The sequence below is a fragment of the Rhizobium sp. ARZ01 genome, assembly GCF_014851675.1.
Lineage (GTDB): Bacteria > Pseudomonadota > Alphaproteobacteria > Rhizobiales > Rhizobiaceae > Mycoplana.
The window spans coordinates 422,510-440,188 of the sequence record NZ_JACVAE010000001.1; the positions used below are offsets into that span (position 1 = coordinate 422,510).

Here is a 17,679-nt window from a genome sequence, read left to right on the forward strand (position 1 = left end):
AGTGCTCATTGTGGCCGTCTATCTGGCTACACCTGAGGTGTAGTTTTTGTAGCTTGGCCCCCAAGTTCGCGGATCGGTCAGCGCACTTCTCATATCGGACGCCTTCCGAGGCTATCAGGATTCGAGGTGCGACTATGAACAAGAACATCACAAAGAGTTGGACAGGACTGCGTGCCGCACTGGTCGGTTTACTGCTTACATCTGCCGCTAGCGCGGCGCGAGCCGACAGTTGTCCATCGATCGATTCCTGGCTCGAACTTATTCGAGAGAGAGGCGGTCAACACCGGCTGCTCAATGCTTCGGAACTGGCCCGCAGCATAAATATGTTTAAGGGCTTGGCCGACCTTCGGCGCCGTTCTTGGACATCGGGCATCATGACAGTGTTCCCGAATGGCAGCGGCTTGCTGTTGCTCAACGTAGACACGAGCGTATGCGGCATCATCGAACTTCCGCCAAATCGCCGACCGACTGTACAAATGCCCATAGCGCTGCGCTCACGTTGAGCAGGTTCGGCCAGATGCGGTAGCCGCCGGGCTTCGAATAGGGATAGGCGGCGATCGCCTTCTAGATGTCAGGGATCAGCCGGGCCGCCTCGTCGCCGCTGACGCTGACGACCAGACGCGGCCTGTTGGAATACCAGTAGGCGTCCGGCGCGTAGGCATTCCGGCGCACCGGCGTGCCCCACCCGACCTTGTCGTAGCGGTTGTAGCCGTATGCATTCGCCTCCTTCGTGACAATCCAGGCGTGGCTCGCAACAGCGCCCTTCATGCCGCCGGTCGCGGCTGAAAAGATATGAATGGTCGCCTGCGGTGTGTCCTTGGCATCAGGCAGGATGCCGGCGGACGTCCAGTTCGCCTCGCGCCAGCCCTGCGGTCTGTCCTTGACATACCAGTACCCTGCGGAGGCGAGCGCCGGGATGAGATAAATCGCGAAAAAGAGGACGAACAGGTTTCTCAGAAATTTCATGCGGGCCTCAAAAATTTCATGCGGGGCCGTGCCCAAAGCGAGTGTGCACGTCCCTGGAATTCGGATAAGACCGCACCTGAATTCGGAAATTTGAGGGCAATAAGCATGGAAAATCCCGTCCTGGTCGAGGTCACGCGCGGCAATCGCGTCGAAAGCCGCCATCGCGGCATGGTTGTTGCCGTCGATGGGGACGGAAAGGTGGTCTTTTCTCTCGGCGACATCGATGCGCCGGTCTTTCCGCGTTCGGCCTGCAAGGCGATGCAGGCGCTGCCGCTGATCGAAAGCGGCGCGGCCGATGCCTACGGGTTCGGGGCGAAGGAACTGGCGCTGGCCTGCGCCTCCCATAACGCCGAGCCGGAACATGTGGCGCTTGCCGAACGGATGCTGGCGGCTGCCGGCCGGGACGTCTCGGTCCTGGAATGTGGTGCCCACTGGTCCTTCGAGCAGCCCGTGCTCATCGATCAGGCCCGCACGATCGAGCGGCCGAGCGCGCTACACAACAATTGCTCGGGAAAGCACGCGGGTTTTGTCTGTGCCGCCTGCCACACCGGCACCGATCCGAAAGGCTATGTCGGCTACGACCATCCAATCCAGGCCGAAATCCGCGGCGTCATGGAAAGCCTGACAGGGGCTGCCCTTGCGCACGACAATTGCGGCACCGACGGCTGCTCGATCCCAACCTATGCGGTGCCGCTGAAGGCGCTGGCGCATGGATTTGCCAGGATGGCGACGGGAACCGGCCTCGCGCCCGTCCGCGCCCGCGCCTCCGGCCGGCTGATTGAAGCCTGCATGGCCGAACCTTTCTATGTCGCCGGCAGCCGCCGCTCCTGCACGCAGTTGATGCAGATCGCCCCGGGCCGCATCTTTGCCAAGATCGGCGCTGAAGGCGTGTTCTGCGCCGCGATACCGGAAAAGGGGATCGCGATTGCGCTGAAATGCGAGGACGGCGCCTCGCGCGCGGCCGATGCGATGGTGGCGGCAACGCTTGCGCGCTTCTTCGATGACACTCCGGAGATAAAGGCCTCGCTGATGGAGCACGCCAATCACGCCATGCGCAACTGGAACGGCATCCATGTCGGCGATGTCAGGGTGAGCGGGGCGCTGGCTGCCTGATGGGGGCGTAAGCACGCGCGGGCCAGGAGGGCCCTGGGCCCCGCGTTCTGGTCCGCATCCCACTTCAGCCGGCTTGACCAGCAGGATTCGAGAGATCCGCTGCGCCCGGAACACGTTCGGCGACCAGTTCCCATATCTCGACCGCCTCGGCGCGCCCCTTCACCTTCACCGGGCCGATTGGGCGGAAGACGAACAGGCGCTGAACCACGTCGTGGATTGCCCCGCTTGCAAGGATCGTGGTGCCGAACTCCTTGTTCAATCCCTCAAGCCGCGACGCAACGTTGATCGTATCGCCCATGGCCGTGTACTGCTGGCGTTGGATCGCACCGAAGCTGCCGACGACCGCTTGCCCGCTGTGAAGACCGAACCGTGTTACAAGTTCGGGGCGGCGGTTGCTGCGGTTCCTCTCGTTCAGATCGTCGATGGCAGCCTTCATGGCGAGTGCACAGCGGCAACCTTTCTCGACGTGATCGGCATCGGGAACAGGGGCATTCCACATGACGAAGACGGAGTCGCCGAGATACTGGACGACGGTGCCGCCATGGCGCTCGATGATGTGGTTCAGCATCTCGAAGTAGCCGGACAATATGTCGACGACTTCCTCGGGCGGATGCTGTTCGGAGATCGTGGTGAAATCGCGGATGTCGGTGAAAAGGACAGTCATTTCCTGCCTTGCCGCCTTCGTTGACGTGTCCGCCGGATTGACGATCCGCCGCACCACCTCCCGGGGAACATAGAGCGCGAACTGGGCGATGGCGCGCCGTGAGGCGGCCAGCGCGCCCGCCAATGTATTGATCTCGCTGATGTGGGAGTGCGCGGAGACATTGCCGGCGAAATCGAGATCGCCGATCCGGCGGGCTTCGTCCGCGAGTCGGTAAAGGGAGCGGCTGATCAGGCGGGAGAGCAGGACCGAGGCGCCGATCCCGGCTAGCACGAAGGCTGCGGCCATTGCGAGGTTGCGCAAGAGCTGCCGGTTTGCCTGGCTCACGAGATCATCGAGCGGCACGACGACTGCGACCGAACTGCCCTTGAATAGATCCGAGAAGGTGACCGGCGCGATCTGCACCAGATAGCTCTCGCCATCGAGATCGAACCGGGCCATCTTCCCGCTTGCGATGTTCGGATCGCGACGGAACCGGATCACCGTTTCGACTGTCCTGTCCTGCGCTACCGTCACGCCATCACCTGCTCCACGACCCGACCAGGTGCCGAGTACCCTGCTCATCATGGCCGGGTCGGAATGCGCTACGAGTTTGTCTTGTTCATTGAGGATGTAGCTTCGCGCGCGCGGCGATATTTCCCGCGCATCGAGCAGCCGGCTGACGGTTTCCAGGTGTATGTTGACCCCGACCACGACCTGGCGGTTGTCCTTCATGGGAACCGCAATGGTGAGCGTCGGAACTTTCAGCGTTCCGCTGACGAAGGGGCCAACGGATACGGGCGTGCCGTACCGGGCCACCGACCGGTACCATGGGCGCTCTCTTGAATCGAATGTCGTGTCCGCAACTGGCCGTTGCCCGATCAAACGTCCATTGGCATCGAGAAACTGCATCTTCTCGACCCGCGTAGCCTTTTCATTTGAAGAAACTATCCGGACGGCAAAAGCGGTGTCGTCTGGCGCCGAAAGGGTTGTTCGGATATGTGGATTTGCTGTGTTTATTGCCTGTAAATAGGAGCCATCCGGATAACCGCCAAGCATGCTCGTGGCGTTCGGGACGTTTCGCAGGACCTCTAGGAAGAACGCCTGCTTTTCTTCAAGCTCCAAGGGCGGGCGGGAAACCAGTTGCGGCAGCGTGGAAGCCACGGCGACGGCCTCATATCCCCCCTCCAGCGCGTATTTGTAGCCGTCGACCAGGCGCAGGCTCATTTGCCGCATCTGCTTCTCGCCAGCGAGGATTGCAGCTTCCCGTCCCTGGCTGAAGGCCATCCAGATCAACGGCGTCGCAATGCACAGCAGCAGCGTCGCGACGAGAACGCTGAGATGTAATCGTAGGGGTCTTGACCAGTGCACGTGGTATCCAGTGGTGCCAAAGCGTCTGCGAGTTGGGCCTATCGTCGAACGTAGTGGCCCTCCAACAAGCCAGCGCAAATTATATGCTGGAAACTCTTACAGCGAAGAGAGTAATTGCAGGACGTATCATCCGGTATGCTACGGTTTCGGATGCACAACTGTGCGCGGGTACGGATCCGGCCAAAAAATACACGCGCTGTGTCGGAACCAACCTGCCTGTTACGTCCTTGAGGCATTCGACGGTCGCGTCGCACCTCCGCGACATGAAAACCGAGAAAAAGGAGCAACCGTATGCGCATGATTTTCGTCAACCTGCCCGTCAAGGATCTGCCGGCCACGCGCCGCTTCTTCGGCGCCCTCGGCTTTACCTTCAACGAACAGTTCAGCGACGAGCAAGCGGCCTGCATGGTCGTTGCCGAGAACATCTTCGTCATGTTGCTTGTCGAGAAGCGCTTTCAGGACTTCGTCAACGGTGCTGTCGGCGACCCGGAAAAGGACACGCAGGTCTTGACCTGCGTGTCGGCTGCATCCCGCGCGGAGGTGGACGAGTTCAAAGCCAAGGCGCTCGCTGCCGGTGCCCGTGAATGGAAGTCGAACATCGAGTTCGGCCCGATGTATGGATGCAGCTTTCAGGACATCAACGGCCATGTCTGGGAGATGATGCATATGGCGCAAGGTTGAGAACGGTGGCCGCGATCCCGTGATGTCGTGGCGCGGCTGGCGACTTTTCGCCTCCTGTCAGCTCCGGCCACTGGCGGCAGAAGGCGGCCACTGGCAGAGTGTGCCTGAGATTCGACAAGTCGGGACCGGAGGAAACCATGCTGACCCTGCACTACGCGCCGCGCACCTGCGCGCTTGCCTCGCTCATCGCGCTTGAGGAAAGCGGGCTCGCCTTCGAGGTGCAACGGCTGGATCTCGCCAATTCCGAACAGCGCTCGCCCACGTACCTGGCTATCAATCCGAAGGGGCGTGTGCCGGCACTTGCGACCGATCGCGGGATCCTCACCGAGACACCGGCGATTCTCGCCTACATCGCCCAGGTGACGCCGCGCGGGCGACTGGCGCCGCTGGACGATGCCTTCGCCTTTGCGCGTATGCAGGCCTTCAATTCCTATCTCTGCTCGACCGTTCACGTGGCGCATGCCCATGGCCGGCGCGGCAGCCGGTGGTCGGACGATGCCGCGGCGGTCGAAACGATGAAGGCGAAGGTGCCGGAGAACATGGCGGAGTGCTTCCGCCTGATCGAGGAGACGATGCTCACCGGTCCCTGGGCGATGGGCAGCGCCTATTCCGTCGCCGACCCTTATCTCTTCACCATCGGCGGCTGGCTGAAGGGGGATGGCGTGGCCCCCTCGCTCTTCCCGAAGGTGGCGGAACATCGCGCCCGCATGCTGGAGCGTCCGGCCGTACAGCGCGCCGTCGAGCGGGAAGAGGCCTAACGGCGGCCTGCGCAAGTGGCACGACGGTGCGCGACGCCTATTTTCCTGAAACGTCAGTTGCCTCGGGGCGATGTGCGCGGCGCAGCTTGGCTGGCGCACGTCTGAGCCAGGCCTCCGCGATGCGCTGGCGCAACTCCGCATCGCTGATTGCGTCCGCATGGACGAGTACTGCCGGCCATCCGTGATAGTGCGGCGTCTCGAAATAGACGTCGGGCGCCATTTCGATGAAGTGTTCCTTCTCGTCCAGCGGCATTGAAAGGACGATCACGTCGTTGGTCTTGGCGCAGGCGATCAGCTTCCCTGCCACCTTCAGCGCCATGGCGCCGTAGGATGTGCCTGTCTCCACACCGGGAAGATCGCGCGCCAGGCGCTCCAGCCTCGATGCGAGCGCATTCGTTGCGGTTTCGGTCATCGAACGGCCCTCCGAGCGGAGGTGCGATCATAGCGCGGTTTCTCGCAACGCGGGAGGTGGTCCTTCGCCCGACCGCTGCTTCAACCGCAGGGAGGGGTATCCAGGCAACCATCCCTGATGGTCGGAAAAGCTCGGAACGGCAGGTCGCCGCGCTGGCGCTCGTCCATCGCTTCGATCTGTGGATGCGCAAGTGGGTCGCGGATCCAGTCGGCCGGAACGTTGCGGCGGTCGGATAGCGGGGCGGCGGCCCGCCTGGTCCTGCTGAAGAAATACTTGAACATTGTTCTCTCCTGCATGTTCCGGCGTGATCCATTGTGGCGGCAGATCAAGGCTTGGGAGGATTGATCCGCCGAAAGAATCGCCTTTGTAGCCGTCGAATTCAATTGAGGAGTTCAGGGCCATCGTATAGAAATTCTATATGAAGAGCTTGAACACCATCCATTTGAACGGGCTGCGCGCGATCGAGGCCGTCGGCCGGCTCGGCTCGCTACAGGCGGCGGCCGACGAGCTAGGGGTGACGGTCGGTGCGGTCAGCCAGCAGGTGATCAAGGCGGAGGGCCAACTCGGACGGACGGTCTTCGACCGCACCACACGTGGCATGGTTCCGACCGCATTCGGTGCGTCCTTCCTGAAGAAACTGAACGCCGGCTTTCGCGAGCTGTCGGAGGCGGTTGGAAGCGCCAGGCATCGCGACGATGCGATCCTCGTCATATCCGTGGCGCCGATTTTCGCCCAGCGCTGGCTGATCCACCGTATCCATCACTTCAGCGCCGCCCATCCCGAGATCAGTCTGCGCATCGAATCGACAACGGCACTTGCTGACCTGTCGGGCTCGGATGTCGATCTTGCGATCCGCATCGGGCCGGGAAACTGGCCGGGCGTGAAAGCTGAATTCGTTCTGCCGCAGGAAATGTTTCCGGTTTGCACGCCGGCGCTGGCCGAACGGCTGCGTACGCCTGCGGACCTCGTCGACATGCCGGCGGTGATCGACGCCAACGATCCGTTCACCTGGGACGTGTGGCTGAAGGCGGCCGGGCTCGATCAGCCCGCGCCGAAAACGCGTCACGTGTTCAGCGACGCCTCGCTCTGCCTCGACGCGGCACTGGCGGGGCAGGGGGTGCTGCTCGCCTGGCCGATCCTTGCGTCCTGGGCGCTGCAGGAGGGGCGGCTGGTGGCACCCTTCGACATCCGCGTCAGGACGGGCATGGGCTATTACTTCGTCACGGCCCCCGATATCCGGGAGCCGCGCAAGGTCAGTTTGTTCAAGGGCTGGATGAAACAGGCGATTGCCGAAAGCATCGGCGACAATGCCGAGAGAATTCCTATTCCGCTTCCTTGACGCGCGCCTCGAACATGGCCTTGAAGGCCGGCCGCGCCTGGCAGTTGGCAAGCCAGGCCTTTACGTTCGGCGCGGCATCGAAGAGTTCTGTCTGGCTCATCGCGTAGCGGAACACTTCCGCAAGGTTGAGATCCGCCACGGTGAAGCGGTCGCCGACAACATGGCCGGTCGCGGCAAGTCGCGTGTCGAGAAGTGCAAACGCCTTCTTCAAGGCTTCCGTGGCGGCGCGGATCGTAAGCCGGCCCTCTTCGCTGTCGGTGGCGTTCTTGTCGAGCGTCAGGATGATCTTGACGGCGTGGGGTTCCACGTCGGTTGCCGCCCACATTGTCCATTGCAACATTTCCGCCTCTTCCGTCACTGTCTGGCCGGAAAGCGGGCCGCCATGCTTGCGGGCGAGGTAAAGGTTGATCGCCAAGGATTCGTTCATGACGAAGCCGCCGTCGTCAATGCAGGGGATCAGGCCGGCCGGATTGACCTTCAGGAACGCCGGCGAGAGCGTGTTGAGCGGCGCGTCGGCGGCAGTCGGATTATCGAGCCGGTATCCCTGGATGACGGGCACCGAGACGAACGGAATGCCGAGTTCACCGGCCATCCAGTAGTTGCGCGAAGCGCGCGAGCGATAGACGCCATAGATCGTGAGCATGTGCGATTCTCCCCGTTTCTGGAGGCGCACACTAGGTGTTTGCGTCGCAAGGTCATAGGCTGTGGGCGTGATCGATCGATGAAATGTCGTGATGGCTTCGTCGCCACCTTCTGTACACATTGCCGCATTGACCTGCCGCTGGAAGAAGAGCTATGGCGGCAGCATTCGCGATCATGCGGATGATGAGGAAACGATGGACCTTAAGGGTAGCAAGTCTTCTGTGCTTGTGCGCATGCTCTGCATGCTCGCCCTTGTATTTTTGTCGTTCGCTCATAAACCGGTTGTCGCCGCACCGTTGTCGCCGGCCGAATTGGCGGCCATCACGCTGCCGGACGGCACCATCGCCGACCTCTGCATCAATGACGGCATCGAGCATGGCAAGGCCAAATCGGGTCTTGGTCCAGGCTGCGAGGCCTGCCGCATTGGTGGCGCGATCCTTCTTCCCACGCCGGCCGATCTCGTAGGGAAGGTTGTTCCCTTCCGGGTCGTCGGCGATCGCCCGCTCATCGAGGCTGTGGTCACCGGCCAGCGTTACGAGCCTGGGGCACCTCCCACGGCGCCACCCCACCTGTCGATCTGATCTCGAGCCGCCATGCACGCGCATGGCTTGCCAACTCATTTCGACGGAAACATCGCATGACCGTTTTATCCGGCGTACCGGCAAATGCCGCTACGGATATTTCCACGCTTTCACGGCAGCCTGGCGCTGCTTCGGCTTCGCATCGGGCAATCGACTGGACTGCCGGTCCGATCCATGCCGACCGGAATTCGGGCGAAAAGCGTGTAGGAAATTGCGTTTGGACAATCTCCGTCGAACGGAATGGTGCTCGAATGTTCAGCAAGCAAAAGGGCTGTACGAATGAGGCCCGTTTAACAAGTTCTGCGCCGGTTGCGAGTCATCTGCGCTTTCAAATTTCTCACCCAACGAAAGGGAATTGATATGAAAATACTTCCGAAAATGCTGGCAGCAGCCATTCTGTGTGCCGCTCCTGCCTTTGGCGCATTTGCGCATGACTACAAGGCTGGAAACCTCGAAATCAATCATCCGGCCTCGAGAGCGACGCTGGCGGGGGCGCCGGTCGGTGGCGGTTTCATGAAAATCGTCAATCACGGCAAGGAAGCCGATCGCCTCGTCTCCATCACCTCGCCAGTCTCCGACGATGTGCAACTCCATGAAATGGCGATGGAGAACGACGTGATGAAGATGCGCCAGCTGAAGGACGGCATCGAAATCCCCGCCGGCGCCGCAGTCGAGCTGAAGCCCGGTGGGCTGCACGTGATGTTCATGGCGATCAAGCAGCCCTTCAAGGAGGGCGAGAAGTTCGCTGCCACGCTGAACTTCGAGAAGGCCGGTCCGGTCGCGGTCGAGTTCGATGTCGGACCGCCAAAGAAAAAGGACGAAAAGCAGCACGGTCAGAAGGAAGGCGAAGTCCACAAGATGTGACGGGTGCGAAGATGGGGAAGGCACGCAGAGCAGCCTTCCCCATCCGCCCCATCACCCCTCCGGCGTTCGGGCAAGCGGAGGGGCGAGTTTCGCGGCCGCCCTGTCATCCCCGGCGGCCGTTTAGAAGTTGACCGCGGGCACGTCCCCGGGACGCGCGCCGCGGGAGCGCCTGCCCGACTTATCCCGTACGGTTGCGCTCAATCGTGATATGCGCGAACCGCTCGGGTTCGTCCGAAAGCTCTCCGGTGGCCCGCTCGTTCCAGCGATAACCGGCAATGGCCCCTTGCGGCGTTTCCTCGAATATGTTGCCAGAGATCAGCGCCGAGCCGGCGCCCTCGACCACGGTCACCGCACAGCCGACGGGCGTGCCGCGCACGAGGTTTCCGTTCACGACAAGCCCGCGCATGAATGGCCCCCAGCCGAGCATCAGCCCGTATTTCGGTGCGTTTTCGACCGTGTTGCCGCTGACCACGGTGTCCGCTTCCACCGCGATGCCGAAACCGAAACCTGCGCCGTCGTGCACGTAAGGCCCTTCAAGCCGCAGGTTGCGCACCACATTGCCCGTCACCGTCGCAAGCCGGCCGCCTTCGTTGAAGTTGACGATGAGGATGCCGTTGGCGGCCCCATCGATCAGGTTGCCGTTGACGATGGCGCCTTCAAAACCGAACTCGGAATAGATCGCCGTCTCACCGGAGTTGAGGCAGGTGTTGCCAGCAATCTGCACGTTCGATCCGGCATTGGAGCGTATCGTCGAGAAGGCGCAGTCGGAGACGTGGTTGTTTGTAACCATCACGTCATCGGCGCGAAATATGTTGATTCCGTTGCCATACTCGCCGGTGCCGCCCTTCGTCGCAGCGATCTGCGCGATACGGTTGCCGGAGACCATCGTACCGTCTCGCCCCTTTTCCCAGCGATGCACGAGAATGCCGCCGTTGGCGCACTCGACGACCGTGTTGGCTGTGATCGACAGGCCGCTGCTTTCCATCGCGTAGACGGCGAAGTCCGCAGCGCCGGAAATGCGGTTGTTCTCGATGCGCCCTCCGCAGCGTTCGAGATACAGCGCGGACCTGGCCGAGCCCTTGATCTCGCAGTTCTCGATACGGATCTCGCGCGCGCCGCCGAGGTGGACGAGGCCTTGCACCGTGTCGTCGAGCCAGCGATTGCCGCCGTCAATGACGAGATTTTCGAGCACGACGCTGCCGACGTCTTGCCCCGCAAAGAGATGGCCGCCGCCGCCATAGAGGATGCGTGTCGCGCCCGGAACGCCTGTCAGTCGGGTGTTGCCGGGAAGTTCGATGTTGGAAACATGGTAGTCGCCCGGCGGCAGGAAAACCGGCAGGTTCTTCGCCGCAGCCTCGCGCAGGAGCTTGGCGAATGCCTTGCTCTTGCGGTCGTCTCCCCCCGGGCGGACGCCATGCGCGGACGCATCGATCGCGCCGCGCAGATCGACGTTCAGCACCGGCGTGCCGGCACTGAGCGCGGGCAGGGCGGTCAGGCCCAGGCCTATGGAAGATAGAAATAACCGTCTGCTAACCATGTCTGCTCCTTGCAGACGTGGATGCATGAAGCATGCCAGCTCAAATTGTGCCGAAACGGGACAACTGGAGGGCGCCAGCGCCGCGATTCAGGCCAGCACGCACACCGTCTCAGGACATTGAACGGAAATGGAACGAAAAGGCGCGAAGCAACAGCGATCGAACAGGCCTGGCATAATGCCACCCCGCGCGCCAAGGTGGATCGTTCACGCAGGATACGTATGTCACCGTGAGCGTCGTCTTTGCCAAGGAGATCAAGGGCACGTCGAAGGCAAACTCCCTAAAGGGATCAAAACACATTGATTTCATCACTGGCGGGAAAGGTGCCGACACACTGACTGGAGGAAAGGGCGCAGATCACTTCGTCTTCCGCAAGGGGGATACGGGCAGCACGAAGAAATCTGCTGACTTGATTACCGACTTCAGCGCGAAGGGTGGCGATGTCATCGATTTGCACTTTTGGGACGCCAATTCAAAGGTTGCAGGTATGCAGGACTTTGATTTCGTGGGTAAACGCGCATTTACGAAAGACGCCGGGCAACTGCGGTATCAGAAGAGCGGATCGGAAACCTTGTTGATGGGCGATACTAATGGTGACGGCAAAACGGATTTGATGATCCGCCTGAAAGGCTCAGTTATCCTCACCGACGACTCGTTCCTCTTCTGAGGGGGGGGGGCTTGGATCGGGATGCGGGCAACATGCATTGATGCGCGGGGCCTATCGCGCATCGCATTGCCATCTTGCCCCTTGCCAGCCGGCCGTGCCCGATCACAGCGCCTCCTGATTAGTGGTGGGCTTAACCCCGGCGCCAATAATGCATCTCCATCAGCTTGTTCCAGCTGCCGTCGTTCTTGCGCACAAGGGCGGTGAGTGTGCGGTGCCGCTCGTCGATGAAGGTGATGATGTCCTGGTAGGGTACCCGCTTGCCGGGGTTCTGGAAGTCCGGGCCCTCGCAGTGGAGCGTCAGGAGATCACCGGTCGGCTCCATCACGCCGTCATAGTGCCAGAGATAGTTCATCATCGATCCGACCCAGGTGCCGATGTAGCGGTCACGCGCCGGATCGTAGCCGAGCGTCATCAGCGTCTCGCCCTCCTTGCCGTCGGGCATGAGGCCGCGGCCCTCGCATAGGACCCAGTATCCGCCGAGCAGGCGGACACGCTCGGTCCAGGTGCTGTTTGTTGGCGGGCCGTCGATCGCATCGGCGGAAACGTCCCAGTCTCCAACGAGGCGCTGGAGCCAATGATGCTGCGTGGTGACTTCGTTCTGCATGTCGCCTCCTTCGATCGGTGTGCCAATGGCGCGCCCTGACGGCGCCGTCTGCAACCAGTCTACGAACTTGGGCGCCGTTACATTATTTCAAGTGGTAGCGCGCATCGGATGCGACGACGGAACCTCTTGACAAGATTATGTTGATATCAACAGTAGCTGATATGGCTGAGAATACAAAGCTTCCCTTCGAGACGGCCCTGCATGTGCGCGATCATTGCCTTTGCCTGCATGCCCAGAGAGCCGCGCGCGCGCTGGCGCGGCGCTTCGACGAGGCGCTGCGGCCGCTTGGCCTGACCAACGGCCAGTTTTCGCTGCTGATGTCGCTCAATCGACCCGAGCCACCGCCGATGGGGCCGGTCGCTTCGCTGTTGGCGATGGATCGGACGACGCTGACGGCGGCGCTGAAGCCGCTGGAACGACGCGGCCTTGTGCTTGTCTCGCCCGACCCGCGCGACCGCCGCGGCCGCCGGCTATTTCTGACCGAGGCGGGCAGGGCGCTTCTCGCCCGCGCCGTGCCGATCTGGACCGAGACCCACGCCGCAGTTGAAGCGGGGCTTGATGGCATCGATGCCAGTGCATTGCGCGCCGGCCTGACGGCTATTTCCTGAAGGGGAGTGCTCCGGTCTGGGGCCACAGGCTATTTTCTGCTTCTCATCCGCCATGCCGGGCACCCACGCCCCGCACCCTGCCCTCCCAATGTCTAAGCGGGCCACATTCCCCTCTCCCCGCTTGCGGGGAGAGGGCTAGGGTGAGGGGCAAAATCGCGGAATTGTGTAGCAAATGCCACCACGTCTGCTTACGGCCCTTCGCGGACATGATTGGCCGTGGTAGGCCCCATTCGTCGACTACACAGGTCGGGAGAGGATTGGAAATTGGAACAAGCGCTTGTAATTATCGATATGCAGATGCTGATGCAGTATCGTGCTGATGCAGTATCGCCTCGATGCGGGGCGCATCCGACTTTGCGAATACCATCGATAGCGATGCGATCGTGGCGGCCAGTTAGCCTATAACGAGCATTTTAGAGGGCAGCGACGCCCTCGATGCAAGTCGTAACGTCGCCACCGACCCAAATCTGATCTTCGACCAGCTCCACATAAACACGTCCTTCCCGTCCAAGGACGGTACCTTGGCTGGCAATGTATGATGAAGAAGCAATTCCGTTACCGATCAACCATTGAGCGATGCCTGCATTCAAGCTGCCGGTTACCGGGTCTTCAAAACCGGCGGCGGAAAAGGCACGCACCTCGAATTCCGCTTCCCGTCCATCCTTTGTTGGATCCCAGGGGGCAACGACACCGACCCGTAATCCGGACAGGATGGCGAAATCCGGACGAAGCGCGAGGACGTCAGCCCTGGAGCGCAATAGGACAGCGATCCAGCCAGGGCCATTGTCCACCCAATTGGCGTCGACGATGTCATCAGAGGTCAACCGCAGGCCATTGAGGACTCGCGTCAGTGTGTCGAGTTCCACCGGGCCTGATCGGCGCAGCTCGGGGGCTTTGAAGGAAAGTCGTCCATTGTTGCGCCGAATGTGAATTAGTCCCGCCTCGCACTCCTGGACAATCTCGCCACTCTTTGGCCTTCCACCGGACGACAGCCATGTGTGGCAGCTCCCCAAAGTGGGGTGGCCCGCAAAGGGCAACTCAGCAACAGGTGTAAAGATGCGAACGCGGTAATCGGCATCCGCCGACCTCGGCTGTAGAAGGAAGGTCGTTTCGCTAAGGTTTGTCCAGCGCGCGAAAGCAGCCATCTCAGATGCGGTTAGGGAATCTGCTCCGATGACAACCGCCAGCGGATTGCCCAGCAATGCTTTGGAGGAAAAGACATCAACCTGCTGGAATGCAAATTTAGTGGTTCCCTGTCTCATCATGATGTCCTGACGCTCTCAATGTATGCGCTGCAGCGAGTTCGGTGCAGATTGGTTCACCGCCCGGTTTGGGGCAGCATTTTTCGCTATACCAAAGCTTGAGTAATCTGGAGAGCAGGCCAGATTGAGGTGCCTCTATGGTAGGCTTGAAATTACCCCTCTACGAGGCCCGTGCCAAGCTCGACGCGAGCGCCAACCACTACGCGTGAAAAAGTTCAAATTGTCTCGGCTGTAGGATTGTAGGGGCGGCTACTATTGGCGCAAAGCGGCCAATGTCGCATCGTTATCGGTCGGTGCCATTCGCCACATAAAATCGTATGAACGCACGGCCTCGTGCTTGTACGCTCTGATGTCCGCTCCCCTTTCTACTTTCTCAGTAGCTCCGAACTGCGCTGGTTGCAGAAATGGCTCTGGCGGGCGGCGCAAATGTCCCTATCCTGTCCGGCATGAAGCCAGATCGTCTGCTCTATCCCGCGCCCGCCGGCCTCTACTGTCCCGCCGGCGATTTTTACGTCGATCCGACGCGCCCTGTGCCGCGAGCCCTGATCACCCATGGCCATTCCGACCACGCCCGTGCCGGTCACGGCGCAGTGCTGGCAACGCGCGAGACGCTCGACATCATGGCAATCCGCTACGGGGCGGATTTCTGCGGCATGGCTCAGCCGGTCGCCTATGGCGAAAAGATCGATCTTGGCGGTGCGCGCGTATCCTTCCATCCTGCCGGCCACGTGCTCGGCTCGGCGCAGATTGCGATTGCCGTGAACGGCACCCGCTTCTGCGTCTCCGGCGACTACAAGCGCGGCAACGATCCGACCTGTGCGCCCTACGAGCCGGTCGCCTGCGACGTCTTCATCACCGAGGCGACCTTCGGCCTGCCGGTCTTCCATCACCCGGATCCCCGTGGCGAGATCGGCAAGCTTTTCACCTCGCTCAGACAGTTTCCCGAACGCACGCACCTCGTCGGCGCCTATTCGCTCGGCAAGGCGCAGCGGGTGATCCGGCTCTTGCGCGATTGCGGCTACGACAAGCCGATCTACATCCATGGCGCACTCGAAAATCTCTGCGAATACTATGTCAGCCGCGGCATCGAACTCGGCGACCTACGTCCGGCGACGCTGGAAAAGGGTGACAAAGCCGATCTTTCGGGTGCGGTCGTCGTCGGGCCTCCATCCGCCTTTGGCGAGCGCTGGGCGCGCCGCTTCAACGAGCCGCTCGTCGCCTTCGCCTCCGGCTGGATGATGGTGCGCCAGCGCGCCAAGCAGGGCGGCGTCGAACTACCGCTGGTGATCTCGGACCATTGCGACTGGCCCGAGTTGACCGAGACGATCCGCGAACTGGCACCCTCCGAGGTTTGGGTGACACATGGCCGCGAGGAGGCGCTGGTGCGCTGGTGCGAACTCGCGGGCATTCCCGCCCGCCCGCTGCATCTGGTCGGCTACGAGGACGAGGGCGACTGAGGATGAGAAACGAGGTTTGGATTCCGCGTCGTGGCTCGAGACCGCCCGGAGATCCATTTCACGTGTTGCTGTAAAAGCAGACGTCTTCCCTGAGGCGCAGGATAAATTCTCCGAAGCTTGGTGCGATCACAGTCTACCGTCTCCCGTCGGAGAATGCTCCCGATCTCTTCATATGACAGGAATGCGTTGTCGTAGTGGGGGGTGAATTTCCCGTGACTGTCTTGCCTAAGGCGCCCCTCTCCAACCTCACGGAGAAAATAGCGATACGATTCTGGCAATCGATCTATGATCCCCGCATCGCTTTGTGCAAAGCCCCCTACGTCGATCAGAGTGAAGTGATTGTACGCTATATGGTCGTCTGGGTGGCCATGCTCGTGCGAGAACTGCCGATACCAACTTAACACTTCTGCATCAATCTCAGCTGTCATCGTCTTGCCGTATGCAATTTCAGGTAGATGATTTATATGTGGTTGTATGGTATTGGCAACGGAACTTGAAGGACCGCAGACGTCTGCTAGCTAAGTTCACATGAAAGCCTTCGCCGAACTCCTCGACCGCCTCGTCCTGACGCCGTCACGCAACGGCAAGCTGAAGCTGTTGGCCGACTATTTCCGTGACACGCCCGATCCCGATCGTGGCTACGGACTGGCCGCGATCGCCGGCACGCTCGACCTGAAGAGCGTCAAGCCCGCCATGCTGCGCGATCTCGTGCTGGAGCGGATGGACGAGGTGCTGTTTCGCTATTCCTACGACTATGTCGGCGATCTCGCCGAGACCATTTCGCTGGTCTGGGACCAGGAGCGCGAGGACCGGATTGCCGACGCCGGCCAGCCGCGGCTCGGCGCCGTCGTCACACGGATGAACGCGCTCGGTCGCACCGAGGTCCGCTCCGTCGTGCGCGACTTGCTCGATCGGCTTGACCCGTCTGCCCGTTTCGCTTTCATCAAGCTCGTCACCGGCGGCTTGCGCATCGGCGTCTCGGCGCGGCTCGCCAAGCAGGCGCTTTCGGACTTTTCCGGCAAGGACATCACCGAGATCGAAACGCTCTGGCACGGCCTGCAGCCGCCCTACGAGCCGTTGTTTGCCTGGCTGGAGGGGCGCGCCGAACGCCCGGTGCTGGCAACACCTGCGATCTTCCATTCCGTCATGCTTGCCAATCCGGTCGGCGAGGGCGATCTCGACAGCCTCAATCCGGCCGATTTCGCCGCCGAATGGAAGTGGGACGGCATTCGCGTCCAGCTCTCCGCTTCCGGTCCGACGCGCCGGCTGTACTCGCGATCCGGCGACAACATTTCCGCAGCCTTCCCGGACATCCTCGACGCCATCACCTTCGAGGGCGTGATCGATGGCGAGCTCCTGGTCGGTGGCACGTCGCGTTCGAACAGTCAGACGCGCACCTTCTCCGACCTGCAACAGCGCCTGAACCGCAAGACGGTGAATGCGCGGATGCTGGAGGATTACCCCGCCTTCGTACGTGCCTACGACGTGCTTTTCGACGGCGACAAGGACGTTCGCCCGGAAAACTTTTCGACCCGCCGCGCGCGGCTGACTGAGGTCATCGAGAAGGCGCCGCACGACCGCTTCGATCTTTCGCCGCTCGTGCCCTTCTCGAACTGGGAGGAACTCGACCGCCTGCGCTCCGCACCGCCCGATCCGGTGATCGAGGGCGTCATGATCAAGCGGTTCGACAGCGCCTACCAGGCGGGTCGCTTGAAGGGGCCGTGGTTCAAGTGGAAGCGCGATCCCTATAACGTCGACGCCGTGCTGATGTACGCTCAGCGCGGCCATGGCAAGCGGTCGAGCTACTATTCCGATTTCACCTTCGGCGTCTGGGCGGGCGGGCCGGAGGGCGACATGCTGGTGCCGGTCGGCAAGGCCTATTTCGGCTTTACCGATGCCGAGCTCGAGGTGCTCGACCGCTTCGTGCGCAACAACACGGTCGACCGTTTCGGCCCGGTCCGTGCGGTGCGTGCCGAGCCGGACTTCGGTTTTGTTCTCGAGGTTGCCTTCGAAGGCATTAACCGCTCGACCCGCCACAAGTCCGGCGTTGCCATGCGCTTTCCCCGGATCTCGCGCCTGCGCGACGACAAGCTGCCGCGCGATGCCGACCGGCTGGAGACGCTGATGGCGTTGGTGGAGGCGAGCGGAGGAGCAGAAACGTAATCGCCGGTTGCTTCCC

The 17,679-nt window shown here is 61.5% G+C and carries 19 protein-coding genes and 1 pseudogene; 12 read left to right on the forward strand and 8 right to left on the reverse strand.

The annotated features are described in order from the left end of the window. The first annotated feature begins 134 nt into the window (after positions 1 to 134). Positions 135 to 503, forward strand: coding sequence for a hypothetical protein (locus IB238_RS01970; protein WP_192243084.1), 369 nt, complete (start codon positions 135 to 137; stop codon positions 501 to 503). Between the two features lie 64 nt (positions 504 to 567). Here IB238_RS01970 and IB238_RS01975 read toward each other — a convergent pair. Beyond that, positions 568 to 966, reverse strand: a pseudogene (locus IB238_RS01975) (DUF3750 domain-containing protein); the annotation flags it as partial. Positions 967 to 1,071: 105 nt separating this feature from the next. On the opposite strand from IB238_RS01975, the gene IB238_RS01980 reads away from it, so the two are divergent. After that, a complete protein-coding gene (locus tag IB238_RS01980) occupies positions 1,072 to 2,079 on the forward strand; it encodes an asparaginase (protein WP_192243088.1) in 1,008 nt (335 codons plus the stop codon). A gap of 64 nt (positions 2,080 to 2,143) precedes the next feature. Here IB238_RS01980 and IB238_RS01985 read toward each other — a convergent pair whose 3' ends face one another. After that, positions 2,144 to 4,090 carry an adenylate/guanylate cyclase domain-containing protein gene (locus IB238_RS01985; protein ID WP_192243090.1) on the reverse strand — a complete coding sequence of 649 codons (1,947 nt, stop codon included), beginning with the start codon at positions 4,088 to 4,090 and terminating at the stop codon, positions 2,144 to 2,146. A 291-nt stretch (positions 4,091 to 4,381) separates the two neighbouring features. Between IB238_RS01985 and IB238_RS01990 the strand changes: the two genes are divergently transcribed. Together IB238_RS01990 and IB238_RS01995 are read left to right on the forward strand one after the other, a co-directional pair. Next, positions 4,382 to 4,771 (forward strand): VOC family protein, encoded by a 390-nt coding sequence (locus IB238_RS01990; RefSeq protein ID WP_192243091.1) that lies wholly within the window; start codon positions 4,382 to 4,384, stop codon positions 4,769 to 4,771. 137 nt (positions 4,772 to 4,908) lie between these two features. Then, on the forward strand, positions 4,909 to 5,529 hold the full coding sequence (locus IB238_RS01995; protein ID WP_192243093.1) for a glutathione S-transferase family protein: 621 nt from the start codon (positions 4,909 to 4,911) through the stop codon (positions 5,527 to 5,529). Positions 5,530 to 5,566: 37 nt separating this feature from the next. Here IB238_RS01995 and IB238_RS02000 read toward each other — a convergent pair whose 3' ends face one another. Beyond that, positions 5,567 to 5,941, reverse strand: a complete 375-nt coding sequence (locus tag IB238_RS02000) for an MmcQ/YjbR family DNA-binding protein (RefSeq protein ID WP_192243095.1) — start codon at positions 5,939 to 5,941, stop codon at positions 5,567 to 5,569. An 80-nt stretch (positions 5,942 to 6,021) separates the two neighbouring features. Continuing rightward, the gene (locus IB238_RS02005; RefSeq protein WP_192243097.1) at positions 6,022 to 6,222 is read right to left on the reverse strand and encodes a hypothetical protein; all 201 of its coding nucleotides are present in this window, start codon (positions 6,220 to 6,222) and stop codon (positions 6,022 to 6,024) included. A 137-nt stretch (positions 6,223 to 6,359) separates the two neighbouring features. On the opposite strand from IB238_RS02005, the gene IB238_RS02010 reads away from it, so the two are divergent. Continuing rightward, positions 6,360 to 7,280, forward strand: coding sequence for a LysR substrate-binding domain-containing protein (locus IB238_RS02010; RefSeq protein WP_192243099.1), 921 nt, complete (start codon positions 6,360 to 6,362; stop codon positions 7,278 to 7,280). On the opposite strand, the gene IB238_RS02015 is transcribed toward IB238_RS02010, so the two are convergent. Beyond that, positions 7,264 to 7,923, reverse strand: coding sequence for a glutathione S-transferase family protein (locus IB238_RS02015; protein WP_192243100.1), 660 nt, complete (start codon positions 7,921 to 7,923; stop codon positions 7,264 to 7,266). The two genes, IB238_RS02010 and IB238_RS02015, sit on opposite strands and share 17 nt — an antisense overlap. Positions 7,924 to 8,014: 91 nt before the next feature. On the opposite strand from IB238_RS02015, the gene IB238_RS02020 reads away from it, so the two are divergent. The 3 genes from IB238_RS02020 to IB238_RS02030 are packed head-to-tail and all read left to right on the forward strand — an operon-like array spanning position 8,015 to position 9,367. Beyond that, positions 8,015 to 8,503 carry a hypothetical protein gene (locus tag IB238_RS02020; protein WP_192243102.1) on the forward strand — a complete coding sequence of 163 codons (489 nt, stop codon included), beginning with the start codon at positions 8,015 to 8,017 and terminating at the stop codon, positions 8,501 to 8,503. 56 nt (positions 8,504 to 8,559) lie between these two features. After that, positions 8,560 to 8,862 (forward strand): hypothetical protein, encoded by a 303-nt coding sequence (locus IB238_RS02025; protein WP_192243103.1) that lies wholly within the window; start codon positions 8,560 to 8,562, stop codon positions 8,860 to 8,862. 1 nt (position 8,863) lies between these two features. After that, the gene (locus IB238_RS02030) at positions 8,864 to 9,367 is read left to right on the forward strand and encodes a copper chaperone PCu(A)C (protein ID WP_192243105.1); all 504 of its coding nucleotides are present in this window, start codon (positions 8,864 to 8,866) and stop codon (positions 9,365 to 9,367) included. A gap of 178 nt (positions 9,368 to 9,545) precedes the next feature. Here IB238_RS02030 and IB238_RS02035 read toward each other — a convergent pair whose 3' ends face one another. After that, positions 9,546 to 10,904: a TIGR03808 family TAT-translocated repetitive protein gene (locus tag IB238_RS02035; protein ID WP_192243107.1), complete on the reverse strand. Its 1,359-nt coding sequence runs from the start codon at positions 10,902 to 10,904 to the stop codon at positions 9,546 to 9,548. 227 nt (positions 10,905 to 11,131) lie between these two features. On the opposite strand from IB238_RS02035, the gene IB238_RS02040 reads away from it, so the two are divergent. Then, positions 11,132 to 11,569 carry a hypothetical protein gene (locus IB238_RS02040; protein WP_192243108.1) on the forward strand — a complete coding sequence of 146 codons (438 nt, stop codon included), beginning with the start codon at positions 11,132 to 11,134 and terminating at the stop codon, positions 11,567 to 11,569. A gap of 130 nt (positions 11,570 to 11,699) precedes the next feature. Here the strand turns inward: IB238_RS02040 and IB238_RS02045 are convergent, their stop codons facing one another. Beyond that, positions 11,700 to 12,173: a DUF1579 domain-containing protein gene (locus IB238_RS02045; RefSeq protein ID WP_192243110.1), complete on the reverse strand. Its 474-nt coding sequence runs from the start codon at positions 12,171 to 12,173 to the stop codon at positions 11,700 to 11,702. Between the two features lie 161 nt (positions 12,174 to 12,334). Here IB238_RS02045 and IB238_RS02050 point away from each other — a divergent pair, with 161 nt between their 5' ends. Further along, positions 12,335 to 12,781, forward strand: a complete 447-nt coding sequence (locus tag IB238_RS02050) for a MarR family transcriptional regulator (RefSeq protein ID WP_192243112.1) — start codon at positions 12,335 to 12,337, stop codon at positions 12,779 to 12,781. Between the two features lie 413 nt (positions 12,782 to 13,194). On the opposite strand, the gene IB238_RS02055 is transcribed toward IB238_RS02050, so the two are convergent. Further along, positions 13,195 to 14,043 (reverse strand): PhzF family phenazine biosynthesis protein, encoded by an 849-nt coding sequence (locus tag IB238_RS02055; protein WP_192243114.1) that lies wholly within the window; start codon positions 14,041 to 14,043, stop codon positions 13,195 to 13,197. A gap of 446 nt (positions 14,044 to 14,489) precedes the next feature. On the opposite strand from IB238_RS02055, the gene IB238_RS02060 reads away from it, so the two are divergent. Then, on the forward strand, positions 14,490 to 15,500 hold the full coding sequence (locus IB238_RS02060; RefSeq protein WP_192247269.1) for a ligase-associated DNA damage response exonuclease: 1,011 nt from the start codon (positions 14,490 to 14,492) through the stop codon (positions 15,498 to 15,500). A 528-nt stretch (positions 15,501 to 16,028) separates the two neighbouring features. After that, positions 16,029 to 17,663, forward strand: a complete 1,635-nt coding sequence (locus tag IB238_RS02065; RefSeq protein ID WP_192243116.1) for a cisplatin damage response ATP-dependent DNA ligase — start codon at positions 16,029 to 16,031, stop codon at positions 17,661 to 17,663. The last annotated feature ends 16 nt before the right edge of the window (positions 17,664 to 17,679 follow it).

What these genes read in the sequence shown, in the direction of transcription:
- IB238_RS01970 (WP_192243084.1), top strand. Translation starts at nt 135, where the DNA reads ATGAACAAGAACATCACAAAGAGTTGGACAGGACTGCGTGCCGCACTG.
- IB238_RS01980 (WP_192243088.1), top strand. Translation starts at nt 1,072, where the DNA reads ATGGAAAATCCCGTCCTGGTCGAGGTCACGCGCGGCAATCGCGTCGAA.
- IB238_RS01990 (WP_192243091.1), top strand. Translation starts at nt 4,382, where the DNA reads ATGCGCATGATTTTCGTCAACCTGCCCGTCAAGGATCTGCCGGCCACG.
- IB238_RS01995 (WP_192243093.1), top strand. Translation starts at nt 4,909, where the DNA reads ATGCTGACCCTGCACTACGCGCCGCGCACCTGCGCGCTTGCCTCGCTC.
- IB238_RS02000 (WP_192243095.1), bottom strand. Translation starts at nt 5,941, where the DNA reads ATGACCGAAACCGCAACGAATGCGCTCGCATCGAGGCTGGAGCGCCTG.
- IB238_RS02005 (WP_192243097.1), bottom strand. Translation starts at nt 6,222, where the DNA reads ATGTTCAAGTATTTCTTCAGCAGGACCAGGCGGGCCGCCGCCCCGCTA.
- IB238_RS02010 (WP_192243099.1), top strand. Translation starts at nt 6,360, where the DNA reads ATGAAGAGCTTGAACACCATCCATTTGAACGGGCTGCGCGCGATCGAG.
- IB238_RS02015 (WP_192243100.1), bottom strand. Translation starts at nt 7,923, where the DNA reads ATGCTCACGATCTATGGCGTCTATCGCTCGCGCGCTTCGCGCAACTAC.
- IB238_RS02020 (WP_192243102.1), top strand. Translation starts at nt 8,015, where the DNA reads ATGGCTTCGTCGCCACCTTCTGTACACATTGCCGCATTGACCTGCCGC.
- IB238_RS02025 (WP_192243103.1), top strand. Translation starts at nt 8,560, where the DNA reads ATGACCGTTTTATCCGGCGTACCGGCAAATGCCGCTACGGATATTTCC.
- IB238_RS02030 (WP_192243105.1), top strand. Translation starts at nt 8,864, where the DNA reads ATGAAAATACTTCCGAAAATGCTGGCAGCAGCCATTCTGTGTGCCGCT.
- IB238_RS02035 (WP_192243107.1), bottom strand. Translation starts at nt 10,904, where the DNA reads ATGGTTAGCAGACGGTTATTTCTATCTTCCATAGGCCTGGGCCTGACC.
- IB238_RS02045 (WP_192243110.1), bottom strand. Translation starts at nt 12,173, where the DNA reads ATGCAGAACGAAGTCACCACGCAGCATCATTGGCTCCAGCGCCTCGTT.
- IB238_RS02050 (WP_192243112.1), top strand. Translation starts at nt 12,335, where the DNA reads ATGGCTGAGAATACAAAGCTTCCCTTCGAGACGGCCCTGCATGTGCGC.
- IB238_RS02055 (WP_192243114.1), bottom strand. Translation starts at nt 14,043, where the DNA reads ATGAGACAGGGAACCACTAAATTTGCATTCCAGCAGGTTGATGTCTTT.
- IB238_RS02060 (WP_192247269.1), top strand. Translation starts at nt 14,490, where the DNA reads ATGAAGCCAGATCGTCTGCTCTATCCCGCGCCCGCCGGCCTCTACTGT.
- IB238_RS02065 (WP_192243116.1), top strand. Translation starts at nt 16,029, where the DNA reads ATGAAAGCCTTCGCCGAACTCCTCGACCGCCTCGTCCTGACGCCGTCA.